Origin of the sequence: Acinetobacter sp. 2JN-4 (genome assembly GCF_003687745.1) — a bacterium.
GTDB lineage: Bacteria > Pseudomonadota > Gammaproteobacteria > Pseudomonadales > Moraxellaceae > Acinetobacter > Acinetobacter halotolerans.
This window is the reverse complement of the sequence record NZ_RDNY01000004.1, coordinates 171,193-191,145: the sequence shown is the minus strand read 5'-3', so window position 1 is coordinate 191,145 and position 19,953 is coordinate 171,193. Positions and strand designations below refer to the sequence as shown.

General features: G+C 37.9%; 12 protein-coding genes. 5 read left to right on the top strand and 7 right to left on the bottom strand.

The window, feature by feature from the left end; all coding sequences use genetic code 11:
- Positions 1–255: 255 nt before the first annotated feature.
- Both tpgA and EAH57_RS07800 read right to left on the bottom strand, forming a co-directional pair.
- Positions 256–1,044: a trimeric autotransporter adhesin/peptidogylcan-associated protein TpgA gene (gene tpgA, locus EAH57_RS07805; protein WP_121929568.1), complete on the bottom strand. Its 789-nt coding sequence runs from the start codon at positions 1,042–1,044 to the stop codon at positions 256–258.
- A gap of 70 nt (positions 1,045–1,114) precedes the next feature.
- Positions 1,115–6,217: an ESPR-type extended signal peptide-containing protein gene (locus tag EAH57_RS07800; RefSeq protein ID WP_121929567.1), complete on the bottom strand. Its 5,103-nt coding sequence runs from the start codon at positions 6,215–6,217 to the stop codon at positions 1,115–1,117.
- Positions 6,218–6,913: 696 nt separating this feature from the next.
- Here EAH57_RS07800 and EAH57_RS07795 point away from each other — a divergent pair.
- The 5 genes from EAH57_RS07795 (at position 6,914) to EAH57_RS07775 (ending at position 13,061) form a co-directional block, all read left to right on the top strand.
- Entirely contained in the window at positions 6,914–7,501 is a 588-nt protein-coding gene (locus tag EAH57_RS07795; RefSeq protein WP_121929566.1) for a 5-formyltetrahydrofolate cyclo-ligase, read from the top strand.
- 145 nt (positions 7,502–7,646) lie between these two features.
- On the top strand, positions 7,647–10,076 hold the full coding sequence (gene lon / locus EAH57_RS07790; protein WP_121929565.1) for an endopeptidase La: 2,430 nt from the start codon (positions 7,647–7,649) through the stop codon (positions 10,074–10,076).
- A gap of 336 nt (positions 10,077–10,412) precedes the next feature.
- On the top strand, positions 10,413–10,892 hold the full coding sequence (rlmH, locus tag EAH57_RS07785) for a 23S rRNA (pseudouridine(1915)-N(3))-methyltransferase RlmH (RefSeq protein WP_005197738.1): 480 nt from the start codon (positions 10,413–10,415) through the stop codon (positions 10,890–10,892).
- A 107-nt stretch (positions 10,893–10,999) separates the two neighbouring features.
- On the top strand, positions 11,000–11,773 hold the full coding sequence (locus tag EAH57_RS07780) for a DODA-type extradiol aromatic ring-opening family dioxygenase (RefSeq protein WP_121929564.1): 774 nt from the start codon (positions 11,000–11,002) through the stop codon (positions 11,771–11,773).
- Positions 11,774–11,954: 181 nt separating this feature from the next.
- Positions 11,955–13,061 (top strand): META and DUF4377 domain-containing protein, encoded by a 1,107-nt coding sequence (locus EAH57_RS07775; RefSeq protein WP_121929563.1) that lies wholly within the window; start codon positions 11,955–11,957, stop codon positions 13,059–13,061.
- 62 nt (positions 13,062–13,123) lie between these two features.
- Here the strand turns inward: EAH57_RS07775 and gdhA are convergent, their stop codons facing one another.
- The 5 genes from gdhA to EAH57_RS07755 form a co-directional block, all read right to left on the bottom strand.
- Positions 13,124–14,470 carry an NADP-specific glutamate dehydrogenase gene (gene gdhA, locus EAH57_RS07770; protein WP_121929562.1) on the bottom strand — a complete coding sequence of 449 codons (1,347 nt, stop codon included), beginning with the start codon at positions 14,468–14,470 and terminating at the stop codon, positions 13,124–13,126.
- Positions 14,471–15,080: 610 nt separating this feature from the next.
- The gene (locus EAH57_RS15950) at positions 15,081–15,242 is read right to left on the bottom strand and encodes a hypothetical protein (protein ID WP_005197745.1); all 162 of its coding nucleotides are present in this window, start codon (positions 15,240–15,242) and stop codon (positions 15,081–15,083) included.
- 242 nt (positions 15,243–15,484) lie between these two features.
- A complete protein-coding gene (locus tag EAH57_RS07765; RefSeq protein ID WP_121929561.1) occupies positions 15,485–16,255 on the bottom strand; it encodes a putative type VI secretion system effector in 771 nt (256 codons plus the stop codon).
- A gap of 1 nt (position 16,256) precedes the next feature.
- Positions 16,257–19,010 carry a T6SS effector BTH_I2691 family protein gene (locus EAH57_RS07760; protein ID WP_121929560.1) on the bottom strand — a complete coding sequence of 918 codons (2,754 nt, stop codon included), beginning with the start codon at positions 19,008–19,010 and terminating at the stop codon, positions 16,257–16,259.
- Positions 19,007–19,933, bottom strand: coding sequence for a hypothetical protein (locus EAH57_RS07755; protein WP_171407422.1), 927 nt, complete (start codon positions 19,931–19,933; stop codon positions 19,007–19,009). The genes EAH57_RS07760 and EAH57_RS07755 overlap by 4 nt, the downstream gene beginning before the upstream one ends.
- Positions 19,934–19,953 lie beyond the last annotated feature (20 nt).

The following is a 19,953-nucleotide window of genomic DNA, read 5'->3' as shown; positions in this document are numbered from 1 at the left end:
CTCTTATTTTCCCCAGTTTTAAACTTAATATTTGATTTTTAATTTTAAAAATCATGATTACTTTTTTCTAATTCCAAGATTTTACAATAATACATAGCAACCCACTGAGTATATTTTTGATGGCTTCATTATATGAATTTGAAAATCAAAAGCATCCCGAAAATTGGGTCAGTACGACAGTTATTGTCGTACACATTATTTTTAGGACATAAAAAAATGGCTACTTTAAAGTAGCCATTTTTCATTAAAGATCAATTACCAACTTACGTTTACACGTCTGTTTGGTGCCAAACAACCAACGAGTTGTGTGTTGGCTTTGTTGCCCGCGCATTGCTGATATAAATCAGTTTGGCTATTGGCTTGAATTTGAATGCGACTCGCATCAACACCTTCATTCACCAATAACTTTGCAACGGTATTGGCACGTTGTGCCGACAATTGGTGGTTATAGGCAAATTTACCAAGCGGATCTGCAAATCCAGCTACAATAATAGGGCTGTTGGATGGATTCTGTTTGATACGTTGTGCAATTGCAGCAACTGTATTAGAACCTTGTTGAATAGCATTAGCATTTGAACGATCAAATGCAAAGAAGACACTACCTGAGCGTGCAGTATTTACATTGGCATCACTTGATACCAGATTGTTTGCACCCCAAGCCATTAAGCCTTCGCATGCTTCACCTTTCCAAGTTAAACGCTCTGACAAATTGTCTTTATCAAAGTCGACACGGAGTTGGCAACGCAAGTAATCCTGACTATTTGGCTGGCGAATATCTAAAACATAATTCCAAGTTTTCACAAAGAATAAACCTTCACTAAATTGAGGATTTCCCAATAAATGACGGATTTGGTCTTTGGTTAAACCTGTATCTAAACGTGCAACATTATCATATTCATAACGTTTCACTTGTTTTAAATAGCTTTTTTCAACTACTGGAAATTTGATTTCATCTTGTTGTACAACAACCTGTTCTTCTGCAAATGCAGAAAAAGCAAAACTAGATGCAACCCCTAAAACCAATGCTTTTATCATATTTTTCATATTCAAACTCACTTTATCTATTGGTGATGAGGAGAACCCAAGCCTTTAGGTTCTCCCTAACAACTATTCCTTAGTCAATTACGCCACTGATACCGATACGTACACTTGGATCACCTTGTGATGCAGCAGCTACACCACCCGTAATAGACCAACGCCCATTGTCAGCAGTCTTACGTAAAGTTACGCCGACTGCATTTTCGCCACCATGATATGAAGCACCAGCCGCATAGGTATATTTACCAGCAATATATGGCGCTGCTTCTAAAGCCATTGCCGCTGCAATACCTGCATTTGCTCTTTTCTCAACATTATCAATACGTTGATTTGTTGAATAGAAGGCTTGCTCAAGACGATTACTTACATTGTCAATTTTACTATCCAATGCTTGATCAGCCTTGTTCAATGCATCAATTGCACCACCAACATTATTATGTGTTGTATCACCTACTGTGTAAGTTGGATTGGTAAAGCTATTGGTAATATTGTCATAACCTGCTCCGCCACCTAAGAATTCAACCACTTTGTTATTCGTAGCATTAAGCTGAGAACCGTTCACGGCATCTTTAGAGGTTGCACTAATCGTTCCATCTTTAACACCAGTCACGACACGATCACCATCCTTACCAGCAACATTTACTGTAGTACCACCAGTATCTTTACCAACTGTGATTTCACCATTTGGTGTTTGTTGCTGAACTAGACCAGATTTACCATCATTAATGTTGTTGATATTGGTTTGGATGTTTGAAATATCACTTGTGTTTTGGTTCACTTGTTCTTGAACATTCCACAATTGACCGCCATTTACAGCATTCTTAGAGTTTTGCTCAACTTTGCCATCTTTTACATTGGTAATCGTAGTGCCATCAGCGCCGCCTAAAGTGATCTTATCTTTCGATGCATCATCATATTTAACAGCATTATTGGCAAGCTCATTAACATTGTTGTTCACATTGCTAATCGCACTGTCTAACTGACCTTTATTTACCGCATCAGTTGCATTTGTACCCGCAGCCACATTGGTAATTTGTTTATTGCCAGCATCAATTCCTTGTGTTGTTACACTTGGACCACCAGCGATAATTAAACCTGTGTTATTCAACACAACGGTATTATTACCAATGCTAACTCCTGCGTTGTTTAAAACAGTATCACCAGCTTTAATAGAATCGACCGTCAAATCTTTTGCAGTTGATACTTCATAGTTATCAGAACCATCTGCATTTTTTGATTTGTTAACAACAATATTTTCGCCATTCGATACTGTTGTTTTAGATGTGGTTGCAGCCGAACCAATAGCTTTATCTAAAGCATCTAAAGCATCACCAACATTCGACTGAGTACTTTGTGCAACATTATAAGTTGGACCTGTAATTGTGCCATCGGCATTCACTTTCGCACCGCCACCAAGGCTATTCACAAGTGATGTTTGTGTGGTTACAACTTGATTTTCAACCACCTTCAATTGTTCTTCAGTAGCAGCTCTACCTTGGGTAGCAAAATCACTACCATTCAAGTCTTTATTACTTAAACCTGTAATCGTATTCGTTGATTTATCAACAACAACACTACCTACCTGAAGCTGATTGGTCGTCACACTGGTCAAACTCAAGTCTTGGCTTAATGCAAATGCGACATTATTGCCTGTCTTCGTTGCCGTAAGGTTCGTATCTGCTGGGTCAACTACACCAATATCAACCGCGTCACCTGCTTTGATTGCGCCACTGTTTGAGCCATTGGTTTGTAGGTTGAAACCACCTTTTAATGTGGTGATGTCATTGCCTTGATTAGTCACAGTAGTGTTCAGTGTACTGATGTCACCTGTGTTCTTCGCAATGTTGCTGGTGTTTTCATCAACCTTTTGATTGGTTGTAAACAATTGACTGCCATTCACCGCATCAGTTGAAGTTGCTGACACATCACCTGCTTTCACATTGGTCAGTGTCGTACCACCTGCACCCGCTAAAGTCACTTTGTCTTTAACTGCTGCATCGTCGTATTTCACTACTGCATTGTCATTTTCTGCTTGCTGCGCTGCCAATGCATCTAATTGACCTTTGTTCACCGCATCTTTAGTGTTTGTACCTGCTTCAACGCCACTGATTTGGTTCGTTGTCTTGTCTATCACTACATTGCCAACAGTTACTTTGTCTGCTGTCACACCAGCGTTGTTGATTACAGTGTTACCCGTAGTCACGCTAGTCAAGCTCAAGTCTTGGCTTAATGCAAACGCGACATTATTGCCTGTCTTCGTTGCAGTTAAGTTGGTGTCTGCTGGATCAACCACACCGATATCAACCGTATCACCCGCTTTGATCGCACTACTGTTTGAACCATTGGTTTGTAGGTTGAAACCACCTTTCAAAGTCGTGATGTCACCAGTATTAGTCGCAATATTATTGGTATTGGTGGTGATGTTCGCTGTGTTGGTTGCAATGTCTGTGGTGTTTTGAGCAACGTTGTTATTGGTCGTTGTTAATTGACCAAAGTTAACTGCGTCATTCGGTGCACTGCCATCTGCAACATTAGTAATTACTTTACTGCCAGCATCAATGCCTGCTGTTGTAACGCTTGGCCCACCTGTGATCACTAAGCCATTCGTATCTAACTTACTGTTGCCTGCTGTTACGCTATCAACGGTTAAGTCTTTTGATGTTGCAACCGTGATGTCGTTACCACTACGAGTTATCTCGATGTTATCGCCATCAATGAATTGAACTGTATCACTCGATGCTACTGCACTCGCTGTATCACCATTTGCTTGGAGCTTGAACGTTTGACCTTGCAAGTTACTAATATCACTCGTGTTAGTCGCAATGTTGTTGGTATTGGTGGTGATGTTCGCTGTATTGGTTGCAATGTCTGTGGTGTTTTGAGTAACGTTGTTATTGGTCGTTGTTAATTGACCAAAGTTAACTGCGTCATTCGGTGCACTACCATCTGCAACATTGGTGATTACTTTACTGCCAGCATCAATGCCTGCTGTTGTAACGCTTGGTCCACCTGTGATCACTAAGCCATTCGTGTCTAACTTGCTGTTGCCTGTTGTTACGCTATCAACTGTAATGTCAGAAGCTAAACTTAGTTGTACGCCATCTGCTGTCGTTTCACTATTAACGTTACTATCACCTTTGACATTGATCGTCTCACCTAGGGCATAGTTATTGTTTGTTGTGCCATCACCAAAGTTAATGCCTTTTTGTGCTTCAGTCAGTGCCGTATCTGCTGTGCTTTGTGCTGCATTAGCTGAAGTCTGGGCATTATTAGCATTAGTTAATGCCGTATTTGCTGAGGTTTGCGCATTATTAGCATTGGTTAATGCCGTATTTGCTGTGTTCTGTGCTGCCGTAACATTGTTATTCGTTGTCGTTAATTGACCAAAGTTAACTGCATCGCTTGCAACAGTACCAGCAGCTAAATTCGTAATTTTCTGGTTATTTAAATTTGCACCGCCATTTAAATTACTTGCACCTGCTACACTCAATGTGCCACCAGTGGCAAGATTACCTGCGGTTACAGTTCCAGTAAATGTAGGCGCATCTGCGATTTGAATATCAAGCGTATTACCAGTAATGACTGTTTTAACATTTGCATTTGAGCCTGCACCTATTAAACCACCAGTGATATTTAAAGATGATCCAAGTTTATTGGATGAAGTACCAGTATTGCCACTAAATGTGATTGCTTTATTAACAGCAGTGTCTAAGCCCGATAATGCCGCACCTACATTATTCACATTACCTGTTTTAGTACCAGCTGCAGGATCCGTTGTAACATTATACGTTGGCGCTGTATAAGCGTTCGTGGCTGAATTATATGCTGCCCCACCACCCAATGCTGTCGCTAAACGACTATGTGTATCATCATAAGCCTTATCTAATTGTGCAACATTCACTGCATCTGTAAGTGCCGCACCGTCAGCAACATTCTGAATACGTCGTGTAGCACTAGTTGTACCAACCGAAACCACACCATTTGTTGTAGAAGCGGCTACATTAGTTAAGAAAGAATTACCAGACTGTGCAGTTGTTGTCGAACCTGCACCTAATGCAACAGAATTATTTACGCTAACATTAGCGTCTTTACCAATCGCTACACTATTTACAGCCGATCCTGTTACTTTAGCAGAATTACCTAAAGCAACTCCAGCCAGAGTACCTGCTGCAGTATTTGCATCACTGCCGATAGCAATACCACCATTCGTGCTAGTAAATCCATTTTGATCAGCAGTTGCGCCATTACCTAAAGCCACGCCATAAGCATAACTTGTTGAATCAGCGCCTATAGCAATCGCATTAACATCGCTAGAACCACCAAAACCACTTTTTGCATTTCGACCAATTGAAATACTATCTACAGTAGTAGAAAGAGATGCATCACCTATTGAAATACTACTCTTTCCATCAGAGGTAGCAATATTTCCTACTGCAATACTATTATCCCCTTTAGCATAACTTTGGCGACCAACTGCAATAGCTGTATTACCTGTTGCTTGGTTGGCTGTACCAATTGCAACAGCAGATGTAGAATTTGATAAATTCCCTATACCTACTGCTACACCATATGCATCGGCATTATTACCTTGCCCAACTGCAACACCATAGAAATCTCCTGTAGATGCATTACCAGTACCAATCGCCAAACCACCACCAGCGGCAGTTGAATTTCGATTACCAATAGCTGTTCCTGCACTTCTATAACCAGTTTCTCCTGATGGATAGGTAACTGGATCAGTTCCGCCTCTACGATCTCCAATCTGTTGGCTAGTCGTGTTAGTTGCCCCAACAATACTTCCACATCCAATTGCTACACTTTGAATAGTATTAGCTCCAGTAATAGAAGCCTGTGGTTGAGAAAATCCCCCTACATTACATTGAGCATTTGTTGGAGATATAGCTGTATTACTACTTCCAGCACCTCCCCCTACATTACCACCACCCGTTCCGCTTTCTGCAAAGGTGAATGTAGGAGTTAAAAATGTAAAAATAGCTAGCGATAATACTTTGTAGTTGAAGTACTTAACCGATGATTTTTCAAGATATTCCGCTTGTTGCCTTAATGAAACATCTCGAACAACACTTCCACTATTTTTTGTTTTTCCTTTTGCTAATTCTGAGACCGCTACCCAAACGCCTAAAGACGCATTCCAAACAACTTTATAAACTTTGTTCATATTTTTTTCCTAGACGTAAATTAAATCGTTAAAACATGTTTACTTATGTGTACATACCCGTCTATCAGGTAAATAAATGTAATTTAATGTTCAATAAAATAACTTTTTTATATGCCAAGTAAATCACAATATTTTTATTATTATGCATTTCAAATCACAGACTACAATTCAATATAATGTTTTGCTTTTATTCCAAAAATTTAAATTAAAACAATAATTAATATTAAACAAAAATAAATAAAAATAACACTTATCAACTAATCTCCAAACCATAAGTCGCAAAAAGTGCATATACATGACAATAATTGACAATGTCTGACTTTTAATATTCAAAAAAAATTGTATCAAAAAATAAAAAAAGTCAGCATAAATGCTGACTTTTTAATGAATCCATTGTTCTAACTGTCAGTTAATATTGAGTTAAAACATTAACTAATCAATTTTAAGTAAAAAATTTCACAATACTTATTAAGCTTGGATTAATTTACTGTTTAGTAAACCACTTTATTTCGATGAAAAATTATAGACTTACATTATTATTACTCAAGCTATCAACCACTTTTTGATACCTAAAATTATCATCATTCGATATAGATGTAGAAGAAATAAAGCTTTGCTATTTTTTAATTAGGTATTAAACCGACAACCCTATAAATCAAGTATGATCCCTCTATCAAAACCATTTTTTAAAGCTTTATGAGCAACACATTAAACGCATTAAGAAAACAACTCCGTTTAAAAAGAAAACGCCTTTCTCGTTACGAACAAAAAAAAGCAGAACATCGAGTTTTGATCCAACTGAGACATACAGTTCAATTTAAAACAGCGACAAAAATTGGTTTGTATTTACATGCATTTGGGGAAATACAAACCCAAAAACTGTTAGAACTCTGTTTCCAACAGAAGAAACAAGTTTACCTGCCGATGATCTGCAATATGAATCAGACACTTGTGTGGGTAAAAATTAGCGCAAACCAATATTTCAACAAACGTTTTTCACACCACTCACTAGGGATGAAAGAGCCGATGGCAAGTCGAGGCAAACATGTTTCAGCATTAGATTTACTGATTATGCCCTTACTGGCTTGTGATCATCATGGCACTCGAATTGGTATGGGTGGAGGTTTTTACGACCGTACACTTGCAACAGCCAAACATCATCCATATCGCTTAGGACTCGCTCACTCTTTTCAATATATTGATGAGCAACTATTACGGCAAAAATGGGATCAACCGCTTGATGGACTGCTCACGCCAAAGCAACAGTACCGTTTTAGCCGTTGAATCTATGAAATTTAGTATATTTCGCCTGAATTCCGACTAATTTAGTTATTTTTTAATATTTTCTCAGATAAAACCCTTGTAATTTTTAAAATGCACATCACTATAAAAAGCATGGCAACACCGTTGTCACTCATTAGGAGTGCTCATGTCCGAATTTATTATGAATGATGAAACTATCTTAGAGCCGCAAGTTCCGAGTGTATTACCACTTTTAGCATTACGTGATGTCGTGGTATATCCACACATGCAAATTGCGCTATTCGTGGGTCGTGAAAAATCGATCAATGCAGTGGACGTAGCTCGTAACGGTGATAATTTAGTATTTGTAGTTGCGCAAAAAGATTCGCTTACAGAAGAAATTGATCACGATAACCTGTATCAATATGGAACTGTAGCTAAAATCGTACAAGTCGTGAATCATGAAAATGATGAAAACTGCATTAAAGTACTAATTGAAGGCCTACACCGTTCAAAACTAGAACAGATTATTGACGGTGAAGAATACTTAACCGCTGAACATCATTTAAGCCCGATGACTGTTGCATTGGATCAAGAGACCCAAGAGACTCGCTTGAATGAATTACGTACTCTTTTTGCTCAATATGCTGAAGCAAAATTACGTAATGCACGCGAACTCGTTGCAGCTGCCAACAAAATCGAAGACTTATTACAATTGATGTTCTTCGTTGCAACACGTGTGCCTTTGAACATTGAAGTAAAGCAAAAGTTTTTAGAGCACGATGAGTTCGAAGAACATTTGCAAGAGTTAATGAGTTATTTGACCAATCAATCTGCTGAACAGCAAATTGAGCAGACACTGCACGACAGCGTAAAGCGTCAGATGGAAAAAAATCAACGCGAATACTTTCTCAATGAAAAAATGAAAGTTATTCAGCGTGAGCTTTCCGATATGAATGGCGGTGCTGAAGATGATGTAGCTGAGATTGAAAAGCGTCTTGCTGAAGAAGATTTGCCTGAACATGTACGCAAAAAAGCCGAAGCAGAGTTTCGTAAACTCAAAGCCATGCAACCTGCTTCTAGCGAAGCCGCTGTAGTCCGTAACTATCTAGAAGTGATTTTAGATACGCCATGGAATAAAGCCAGCAAAGTCAGCATTAACTTAAGTAAAGCACAAGAAACACTAGATGCAGATCACTACGGCTTAGATGACGTGAAAGATCGTATTGTTGAATATCTAGCGGTTCAATCTCGTGTGAAAAAACTTAAAGGCCCGATTCTTTGTTTAGTTGGTCCTCCTGGTGTAGGTAAAACTTCACTTGGTGAATCAGTTGCTAAAGCAACAGGTCGTGAATTTGTCCGTATGGCACTCGGTGGCGTACGTGATGAAGCGGAAATCCGTGGTCATCGTCGTACTTATATTGGTGCGATGCCAGGTAAAATTGTGCAATCTTTAACAAAAGTTGGTGTGAAGAACCCATTGTTCCTACTCGACGAAATCGACAAGATGGCACAAGACTACCGTGGTGACCCTGCTTCTGCGTTACTAGAGGTGCTTGATCCATCTCAGAACAATAAGTTCAATGATCACTACTTAGACCTTGATCTTGACCTCTCAGAAGTGATGTTCATCTGTACTGCAAACAGTATGAATATTCCAGAAGCGTTATTAGATCGTATGGAAGTGATTCGTCTACCGGGTTATACCGAAGATGAAAAAGTGAATATTGCTCAACGTTACCTTGTTCCAAAAGCCATTAAGAACAATGGTCTGCGAGCAAAAGAACTGACTGTGCATGAAGAAGCGATTCGTGACATCGTACAACGTTATACTCGTGAAGCGGGTGTGCGTAGTTTGGAACGTGAAGTATCTAAAATTGCACGTAAAGTCGTGAAAGAAGCGGTGAGTAAGAAATCGAAAAACTTACAGCTTGATGTCACCTCTGCAAATCTTCCAGATTTCTTAGGTCCGCATAAGTTTGACTTTGGTATTGCTGAAGATGAAGCTCAAATAGGTCGTGTAAACGGCTTAGCATGGACTTCTGTAGGCGGAGAATTATTGACGATTGAAGTTGCTGCAGTGAAAGGTAAAGGTAAATTCATTACCACTGGTTCACTCGGTGATGTCATGAAAGAGTCTATTACTGCTGCGATGACTGTAGTCCGCACGCGTGCTGATGAACTTGGAATCGAAGCTTCTCGTTTTGAAGAAACAGATGTCCACGTTCACTTACCAGAAGGTGCGACTCCGAAAGATGGTCCATCTGCTGGTTTGGCACTGACGACTGCACTGGTATCTGCATTTACAGGTATCACGATCCGTCCAGATATTGCCATGACAGGTGAAACAAGTCTTGGTGGTCGTGCGATGCGTATCGGTGGCTTGAAAGAAAAACTTCTTGCTGCACACCGTGGTGGAGTTAAATTGGTATTTATCCCACAAGATAACGTACGTGATTTGGCGGAGATACCAGAAAATGTTAAAGAAGGTTTAGAAATCAAAGCAGTGAAAAGCATTGATGAAATTCTTCCTTTAGCATTGACGGACACACCAAAACCTTTGGCTAAAACACCTATTGTTAAACCAGTAGAAGATACCAAGGCTGCGCGACACTAATCTGTGGATGTGTAAAAAGAGAGCTTCGGCTCTCTTTTTTGTTACATAATTTTTTATTACAAAATCAGGTTGAAAAACGACCAATATCTTGCATAATGAAATAGAGTCGATAAAAACAAAAGCTAAACTTGACTTGTGAACTCATTTTTTAGCGTCATCTGAACTCCAGACGGATGACGCTTTGATCGCAGCTCATACGCATTTTGAGCTGCGTTTTTTATGTTGTGGAATAAAGCACCACCCTGCATAGATCTTAAGAACAATAAATCTATTCGAGTCTACATGAATCCGTCTCAGCGTTTATAATGCGCTCATATTATTTACACGTATTGTCTTATGAAAATTCGTATCGTGACGATTGGCCAAAAAATGCCTGCATGGGTGCTGACTGGGTTTGAAGACTATTTCAAACGTATTCAACCTTTTGTACAAACCCAAGTGATTGAGCTGCCGATGGCGAAGCGTGGAAAAAATGATTCAGAAGCTGACATCCTAAAATACTGCCAAATCGAGGGTGAAAGTATTCTCAATGCAGTCAAAGCAAATGAAACACTGATCGCCTTAGAAGTGGGTGGACGTGAACTGAGTACCGAGAAACTTGCGGATACCATGCAGCAATGGATGCTGGAGGGCAACGATATTGTACTTGCCATAGGTGGTCCTGATGGACTATCCGATGCAGTGCGCAAAGCTGCTGCTTGGCACTGGTCATTATCTAAACTGACCATGCCTCACCCCCTCGTCCGTGTGTTACTCATCGAACAACTCTATCGGGCCATGAGCATCAATCATAATCATCCATACCATCGAGCCTAATTTAAGAGATTGTTCTGATTCTAGAACAAACTGTTAAGCTTTAAGCGCTGTTCTTTTTTAGCGTAATTTGTCACGATACTCATGTATTTCTAGTCAGGTGCTTCATTATGAATTTGCAAACTTTACCAGGGTTATTTATCTCTCATGGTTCGCCAATGCTTGCACTTGACCCAGAACAAGTTGGACCTGCCTTATATCGTTTGCGTACAAATTTGCCCAAACCACAGGCAATTATCGTCATGTCTGCCCATTGGGAAAGCCAAGCGCTTGAAGTCAGCACCTCAATCCGACCACAAACATGGCACGACTTCCGTGGATTTCCGCAGCCGCTCTATGAAATTCGCTATCCTGCTTCGGGTGCACCGGAACTAGCAGAAAAAATACTCACGTTATTTGCTGAAGCAGAAATTTCTGCGCATGCCAACAGTACTCGTCCGCGTGATCATGGCGTATGGATGCCTTTATTGCACATGTATCCTGAAGCCGATATTCCCGTGATCGAAATTTCACTTCCTATGCATATGAATGCCAATGAAATTTATAACATCGGACAAATTCTTGCGCCTTTGCGAGAACAACAAATTTTGCTCATCGGCTCAGGCAGTATTACCCACAACCTTGCGGAGCTTTCTTGGCATACTGATACCAATGTACCGATATGGGCAAGTACCTTCCGTAATGCGGTCGTCAACAAGCTTACGCATCAAAACTATGATGCTGTTTTGGATTGGCCATCATTACCCTATGTTCAACGTAATCATCCGACACTTGAACATTTTGCACCGCTGTTCTTTGCAATGGGTACAGGTCATCGTTTTAATATCGTGCATAGTAGTTTTTCAATGGGTTCATTAGGAATGGATATCTACCGTTTCGACTGAATAATATTCTCGGTGCTAAAAAAAGACCAATAAATGAGCACCAAACCTTTAAAAATCCTATACTTTTATCTTAAATTACAAATCAATACATTTAACGAACTTAATACCTAAACTGGCTGCATGCTCTTTTTTTAAGAATCCTTTAAGCTTATGGCTGCTATATTATATATGTTCTTTGAATATGAAAATCAAATATTTAATTCTTGCCTTACTCCCTTTTTCTTTAATGGCATGTCAAACAGTACAAAACGTTGCTGATCATGTAACGACCGAAATCAATGCGACTGCCGCGAAAAATCTCACGGATTATCGTTGGACTTATCAAGCATCTACAGCATCAAAACCATTGGTTTTAAACTTTAATGACAACCAACAACTTTCGATTCAAACGGGTTGTAATGGTCAAGGTGGTACGTGGAAAGTTGAAGGCAATACTATTGTCACTTCAGCACTTGTATCGACCATGATGGCGTGTGCTGATGACTTAATGAAACAAGAACATTTGTCTGCTGAGATTTTCAGCGATAAGAAAGTACCGTTCCAAATCAGCACAACAAATGCGCAAGCAATCTTGACTGTGACTGATAGCAAAGGTCAAAAACACGTATTTACGGGTGCTAAAGTGACTGATAACAATGTACTAACGAACTACACATGGTCTTATCAACCAACGAATAGCAAGAGACCAATCGTATTAAGTTTCTTGGCAAATAATCGTTTATCTGTTGATACAGGCTGTAATCGTCAAAATACCTCTTGGAAAGTTGAGAATGATGTAATCGCTACAGGCGATATGGCTTCTACACTTATGGCGTGTGAACCTGCGCTTATGAAACAAGAGCAATTCGCTGGTGACCTTTTACAAAAACGTCAAATTCCATTTGAAGTGAATGCAAGCAACCTTGACCAACCAACACTCGTGATTACTGATGCAAAAGGTCAGAAATATAGCTTCGTTGGTAAAATGACACCTGAAGCAAAATACCAAACAGAACCTAAAACTGTTTTCATGGAAATCTCACCTGAAACTAAGTCATGTGTAGGTGTAGCGCCGCAGACTTGTATGCAAGTTCGTGAAATTAAATATGATGACAAAGGTATAAAAACTTACGCAGATAAAGACTGGTCACTTTACTACGGCCAAATCGAAGGTTTTGAACACAATCCAAACCAACGCGTCATTGTTCGTGTGAAACGTTTTGAAATTAAAAACCCAGCGGCTGACCAATCTAGCCTAGCTGACGTATTAGACATGGTTATTGAACAAGAAATTGTTAAAAAACCTTAATAAGTTGCTGTAAATAAAAAATCCGATGTTTTTGCATCGGATTTTTTATGTTCAGCAAAATATTAATAGATACCTTGAGCCAAAATTGCATCTGCAACTTTCACAAATCCAGCAATATTTGCACCATCCACATAATTCACTGTACCGTCTTCTTTAGTCCCGTATTTTAAACAATTCGCATGAATATCTTTCATAATCGCATGTAAACGCTCATCTACTTCCCCATGCATCCAACCGAGGCGCAAAGCATTCTGTGACATTTCAAGCCCAGAAGTCGCAACACCACCTGCATTTGAAGCCTTACCTGGTGCGTAAAGTATTTTTGCGGTAATGAATTTTGCTACAGCATCTAATGTACACGGCATATTGGCACCTTCAGCGACACAGATCACACCATTTGCAAGCAATAACTCCGCGTCCTGTTCGCCTAACTCATTTTGAGTCGCACAAGGCAAAGCAATATCAGCCGGAATATGCCAAGGTGTCTTGCCTTCAAAATACTCAAAGCCATGTTTTGAAGCAAACTCAGAAATACGCCCACGCTTAATATTTTTAAGCTCCATCACTTCGGCAAGCAACTCATCAGTAAAACCATTTTTTAAGTAAACTGTGCCATTCGAGTCTGAAAGACTGACCACTTTTGCACCCAAGAACATGGCTTTTTCTGCTGCAAATTGAGCAACGTTTCCTGAACCTGAGATTGAAACTGTTTTGTCAGTAAAATTTTCACCGCGCGTTTTGAGCATTTCCTCAGCAAAATACACTGCACCGTATCCCGTCGCTTCAGGACGCATTAGACTTCCGCCAAAGGAAACCCCTTTTCCTGTAAACACACAAGCTGTATCGTTACTTAGCTTTTTCATCATACCAGCCATAAAGCCAACTTCTCGGCCACCAACACCAATATCACCTGCGGGGATATCGGTATTCGGACCTAAATGACGATATAGCTCTAACATTAACGCTTGGCAAAAACGCATGATTTCCGCTTCAGACTTTCCTTTTGGATCAAAGTCTGAGCCACCCTTTCCTCCACCCATGGGTAAGGTGGTTAATGCATTTTTAAAAGTTTGTTCAAAACCCAAGAATTTTAGAATTGATAAATTCACTGATGGATGAAAACGCATCCCGCCTTTATATGGTCCGATAGCTGAATTGTATTGAATACGGAAAGCACGGTTAACATGTGTTTGCCCTTGATCATCCATCCAAGATACTCGGAACTGAATCGCTCGTTCAGGCTCAACTAGACGCTCTAATAAGCCATATTGAGAATATTTTGAATTTTTTTCAATGAATGGCCACAAGCTCAACATTACTTCTTCAACAGCTTGTAAAAATTCAGGTTGATCAGGATCTCTAGCTTTCACATAAGCCAGAAAGTCATTTAAGCTATCGTATTTCAACATTCACCCCCGAGTCAGTGATTTATTTTGGTGCTAGAAATGCACCAAAATAGAATATCTCACACAACAAACATAGATTACTATTCAACTTTTATACGACTTTCAATCAAATTCCAATTAAACCTTAAAAATCATATAGATAAATTTATATATATTCGTTATTTTTATAGTAAATATCGATAAAATAAACACTTTTTCAATTATTCTCGCCATTGCTACCGCTTAGTCTTAACAAGCATTTTCTTTTATTGCACCAAAGAGAACAAGATAAGCATTGTTTTGGAGCAAGAACACCTAATGATCTATGCTCTTTCTATCTCGCTTGCTGCTTTCCCAATCATTTTTATTCTAAAATTATAAATACTATCGATGCTTAACTTTACGATATCAAAAAGAAGAAGGAAAATTAAAACTAATAAAACATGAATGCTTATACTGAAACTAAGTAAATATAGCATCCTAAAATTGATCAGAAATCTATTTAAATTAATCACTTATTCATGATTAAAGTTATATAAAATCAACCTTGTAAATAATATAGGAAACTAAATAAATTAGTTTCCTATAAATTTGAATTTAGCCGATTAGATTCTTACAAGCATAAAAATAATGATTATTTCTGTTGCCCATTATTTTCGCTAGGTTGCTTTGGAGTTGGCTGTTTTTGGTCTTGTTGTGCTGGAGGTTTAGCATTTGGCTCAGACTGTTGTTGTTGACCAGGTGATTGATTTTGCTGATTAGGTTGTTGTTTAGAGTTATCTTGGTTCTGAGACATGAGTGTCTCTCCTTTATAATGATGTGTAGATAATTATCTAGCACTCATCCACCATAAGCGCTTAATTCAAATATTGATATCAATAAGATGTGTCCAGTTGTAAGCATCATAAAATATATTTTTTTAGAATGCTTAATAATCTAATAAATAAAGAGTTTATTAAAAGCACATGTATATAAGGTTACAATTCACTTATTTTAATCCTACCACCTTATTATTTATTAGATGTGCTTCTACATTTTTTATAGCTTATCAAAATAATCTTCTGGATATGGATCTTTTCCTTTTAAATTTTTACGATATTCCATAACACTTACATGTAAACCATCTCTATCAAGTAAGTTTTTTTTATAAAAATCTTGATCTTTAGGATTTTCAAAACCTAATGTTTCAAAAATATTTTCAGACAACTTAGATAGTGAAATTAATGAGTTCCCAATAGTAATGTATCCAAACACTACAATAAAACTAAGTATAAAAAGCATCCCCCCCCCAATTCCTATAAAACTCATATATTCATTAATATTGAACTCCCTATCATCAATAATAACAAGAACATTAAAAATTATAAAAAAGAATACAGAGAAAAATAAAAAGAATAAGAAACCTGCTTTTATAGTACTTTTATATAGTTTTTTTAATGAACGTCCCATTTCATACATCATATACAGCAATCCTGTTTTAGGATCTAAAGTCGCATAAACTAAATGCCGCCCTTGTTCTTTTTCTTCGCTGATGACGAATATTAAAGAATCATTTGTTTGAAACTTTACAGTAGTAAACTGTCCAATCACTCTAATGTCATCAATCTCGCCCGTAAAAGTTTTAGCCTCTCTTCCTTTTGCTGCCATCATCATAATCGGAGCATTGGTTACCAAGGTGCTGCTTGCTGTTAAGGCACCAATCGCAGCAGTACCTGCTGCTTGTGTTTTAAGATTCTTTAAGGAATGTACATGGGAGTCTTCAGTCTTTAAATTTCGTATCTTGCCTTGAATTACACGCATTTTATCCATTTTAAATACTCACAATTGCTTTACCAAAAGTTTCTTCCTCATCTTCAAGAGACTTATACTTGTTTGAGTCAATACCAAATACCGATTTTTTACACCATTTTTGCAGTTCATCTTCTGTGTAGTAGTAATTTCTCAAAACAATTTCTAAAACAGTTAAACCCAAACCCAGCCAGTTAAAGATTGATGCACCACGAATCACATTCATAAGAAGCAATCTATTAATCACAATATTCTTCCCTGCGATTTCTGTCATTTTAGATTTTAAAATAGGTAGTTGAATTAATATTCCCATACCGACTACTAACATCCCTATAGAGGGGACTAACTTAAGTATGAGCAATGCCATTAACCAACCATTTCGATCACCCAGATATTCTTTACCTAACGCCGTTGTATCTACAATAAAACTAAACGTGGCACCTGCAATAGCAAACCCCGCGCCATATAACCTTATTTTATTGGCTTTCTCTTGGAAACTTAATGCATCCATACCGCCACCAGCAATATCTAAGACAACTGCTGTAGATGCTAATAAGCCTGCTGTTACTTTAAAGCCATTTTCCCAGTTCTTATCTCCAACAAAGTTATTGGTTTGTGTCCCGAGATTAATGAGTTCAAACAAAGCAACAATACCAGAAATCCTGATAGAAACACTTTGTGGAGATTTGCTTAGAATATCTTGAATCTTTTGTGTTGCTGTGTTTTGCCCAGCGTTTTTCCAACGTTTTTGGATCTCAGTCGCATTCAGTTGACTACCCGCATTTGTCATTTTTAAGTCTATGTTATACAGCAATGACCATTTTGGCACTTTATCGGTTAACAGAGAACTATGCGCATAAGCAATAAAAGAAACCCTCGAAAGTTTCTTTGAAATCAAAGGATTGGCATTATATTGCAGACTCCACTTGGCGACGCTGCGTGTAATCTCAGAAATCCAAGGCAAAGTCCGTGCTGGATTATACCACTTCAACTCATTGATTTTATTTGTTGGGTCAGCAAGCCATTGTTCCCATAACTGATCTGCACTGACAAACGCAGCAATCAATCCTTTTAAATTTGTTTGTGTTTGATCCCATGTTAAGGACGTGATCTCAGGACTTTTCGTATTATATTCATCTATCAAACTTTTTTGATTATAGGTCACAGCCCGCATATATAAATTATCGTCAGAGATTTTATCCACCCCTAACCATTTTTCCATCAATGCTTGGCCTTCATCGCAGCCTGTCATGCCATTCATGACTGATAGTGCTTTTATATGAAATAATGCACCATCACCTTTTAGAACGGTTTGATCGTATATATAAAAGGCATTTAACAACTGCTTTGATTGCAGCCATTTCAAATGATCACTTGCATAAGCTTGGGCCAGTTTACGTGCGTCATCAGTTAATGCTTTAACTTTGGTATCGAAAGCATTTTTTTCAGTCCAATTAATTTTTGTCGAATACTTCGTTTCCCAATCCAATGTCGCTTGGGCTTTGGATTGACTAATAATCTTATTTCTTTCTTGCTTTTGTCCCGCTGCATATTTTTTATTGTGCTGTTGTAAAAATTTTTCTTTTTCTTCTGGAGATGCCTTATCCCAAATTTCGTTGACTTTACGTTGGTATTCTCTGTTATCCATCGAACCGAAGCGAGGGATTTTATCTTGCGCAAATATTAATTTAGTGCTCAAATCAACTTGCAAATTATTGGTACTCAATCTCTGATTAATGAGTTTATTTTCTACAATGATTTTAATACTATCAATCAGCTGAGATGATTGAAGGCGATGCTCATTTGTAATTTCATTATCTTTTTCTGCAATAAACTTGGTAAGTTTTTCAAATCGTCCATTTCTACTATCATTTAATTTAAGCGTAATTCCAATTGGATCATATAATGCCATGCATGCAACAGTATTTGGTTCTTGAACAAACTTTTTCAAAATCTGCTCTATACGCCCTGTACCAAAGCTTTTAATATTATAAATTGAATTTTTTAGATTAGCTGCAGCCAAACAATGATCTTGGGTTGCTCCGCCACCCACAATAAACTTTTGCCATTTACTTTCAGCTACAAATTTCTCGGCATTTTTTTCATACTCTTTGAGTTTTAACTTACTCATCGGATCATGGGTATGGATAATATAAGCAACTTTAGCTTCATCTTTCGGGTTACTTTCTATAGTAATCAAAGATGAATTAACACTATGCCCCGCACCTTTACAAGCAAACTCAGGAACACTTTTTGGTGCGACTTTTCCAACAGGGAAATATGATAAATGCCCCTTTGGTGTGACCAAATAGCCAGCCCATTCTAAAGCACCAGATGCTCGTTTTATTAAACGATAGATATACCCTGTATCTATCATTTCTACAGCATATTTAAAATGTTTTAATTGAATATCTTTGACATTTTTGCCTAATGTTGCAGGCAAAGCAGATGCATTGCCACCTACCACCGTATAACGTAAAGGTAAAATATTAAAACCAGTTTTACGACAAAAATTAGAGCACTCTTTTTGAGACTGTCCAGCATTACTGTTTTGCAAATTTGCAGGTGTAGACTGCTTTGCTGTTTTAGCAATCGAACCTTGCTCTATTTTTTTATTAACATTTTTGGCGACTGTCGGCTTGCGCATGTCTCCAACTGTTTCCGTTTTTCCAACAACAGGAATTCTAGCTTGTTGTTGTTTTTGCTTTGCAATTTTCTCAGCCAGTATGTTATTTGTTTGCGGCTTAGCCAATACCGTCTTTTGATTCGTAGTCATATTTCGTATCCATTCAATTCTTTACTAATTTGCTCATATAAATCTTTACTTACAGAATCCATAGCATTAGTAAATGTCATTTCACCGACAACACAGTGCTCAAAAAGAACATCCGTGACAATCGAGTGCTGAATAAAATCTTTATGTACAATCTGGCTATAAAGACCATATGTCACTAAATCTAAATAATTTTGAATACCATATTCCTGATATGCATATTTTAAGCTTCGATGTATATCGAGAGGATTGATCTCGGCCATTTCAATCTGTTCAAACTCATTTAGTTGCTGAAATACACTATTCGCAATTTCAATTAAGTCTAAATCTATAGACTGCTCATCATTCACTTGCCTTAAAGACAGAATAGAAGGTATCTCATAAACTGCATCAAAACTAAAAAATCCTTTAGGATGCAGAAAATGCCATTCTTTAAAATCTTTCAACAGACCTAGAACATATTCTTTTCTAAAAATTTCAGGTAAATAAATTAATACGCGAGGATCATACCAACGAAAAAGAATTTTTTTACCTTGATCAACAATCACCAATTTCTTTTTTATAGACTCAACTAATTCATCTAGTTCTATATCAGACTTACCAACTCCGAAACCATGAACAAAATAGCTGTCGTTTTCTATTTCATGATTTTTTAGAAGCAACTGAATAAGGTTATCCTTTATTAGGTTGAATTTGTCTTTCGCTTCAATTTTTACAAATAAAAGATTTGAAACCTGCATATCTTTTTTTAAAGCTAATGGAATGTAGGCAATATTTTTTTTCTCAATCTTAGATAAAAGATCATCAAAGATTGCTTCATTCAATGTCCGATCAAGTAAAAATAAAATATGTCCATGCGTATCTAATATTTGTAAGCAGCGATTTTCTAAAGCTAAGCAATCAAAATTTAAGTGTTCTGCTTCCATCTGCTTTTGAAAAGGAGAAA

Bases quoted from the DNA above. Each gene is read 5' to 3' on its own strand.
- EAH57_RS07760 (WP_121929560.1), bottom strand. From the start codon at position 19,010: ATGACTACGAATCAAAAGACGGTATTGGCTAAGCCGCAAACAAATAAC.
- tpgA (WP_121929568.1), bottom strand. From the start codon at position 1,044: ATGAAAAATATGATAAAAGCATTGGTTTTAGGGGTTGCATCTAGTTTT.
- EAH57_RS07765 (WP_121929561.1), bottom strand. From the start codon at position 16,255: ATGGATAAAATGCGTGTAATTCAAGGCAAGATACGAAATTTAAAGACT.
- EAH57_RS07795 (WP_121929566.1), top strand. From the start codon at position 6,914: ATGAGCAACACATTAAACGCATTAAGAAAACAACTCCGTTTAAAAAGA.
- gdhA (WP_121929562.1), bottom strand. From the start codon at position 14,470: ATGTTGAAATACGATAGCTTAAATGACTTTCTGGCTTATGTGAAAGCT.
- EAH57_RS07780 (WP_121929564.1), top strand. From the start codon at position 11,000: ATGAATTTGCAAACTTTACCAGGGTTATTTATCTCTCATGGTTCGCCA.
- EAH57_RS07755 (WP_171407422.1), bottom strand. From the start codon at position 19,933: ATGGAAGCAGAACACTTAAATTTTGATTGCTTAGCTTTAGAAAATCGC.
- EAH57_RS07775 (WP_121929563.1), top strand. From the start codon at position 11,955: ATGAAAATCAAATATTTAATTCTTGCCTTACTCCCTTTTTCTTTAATG.
- EAH57_RS15950 (WP_005197745.1), bottom strand. From the start codon at position 15,242: ATGTCTCAGAACCAAGATAACTCTAAACAACAACCTAATCAGCAAAAT.
- EAH57_RS07800 (WP_121929567.1), bottom strand. From the start codon at position 6,217: ATGAACAAAGTTTATAAAGTTGTTTGGAATGCGTCTTTAGGCGTTTGG.
- rlmH (WP_005197738.1), top strand. From the start codon at position 10,413: ATGAAAATTCGTATCGTGACGATTGGCCAAAAAATGCCTGCATGGGTG.
- lon (WP_121929565.1), top strand. From the start codon at position 7,647: ATGTCCGAATTTATTATGAATGATGAAACTATCTTAGAGCCGCAAGTT.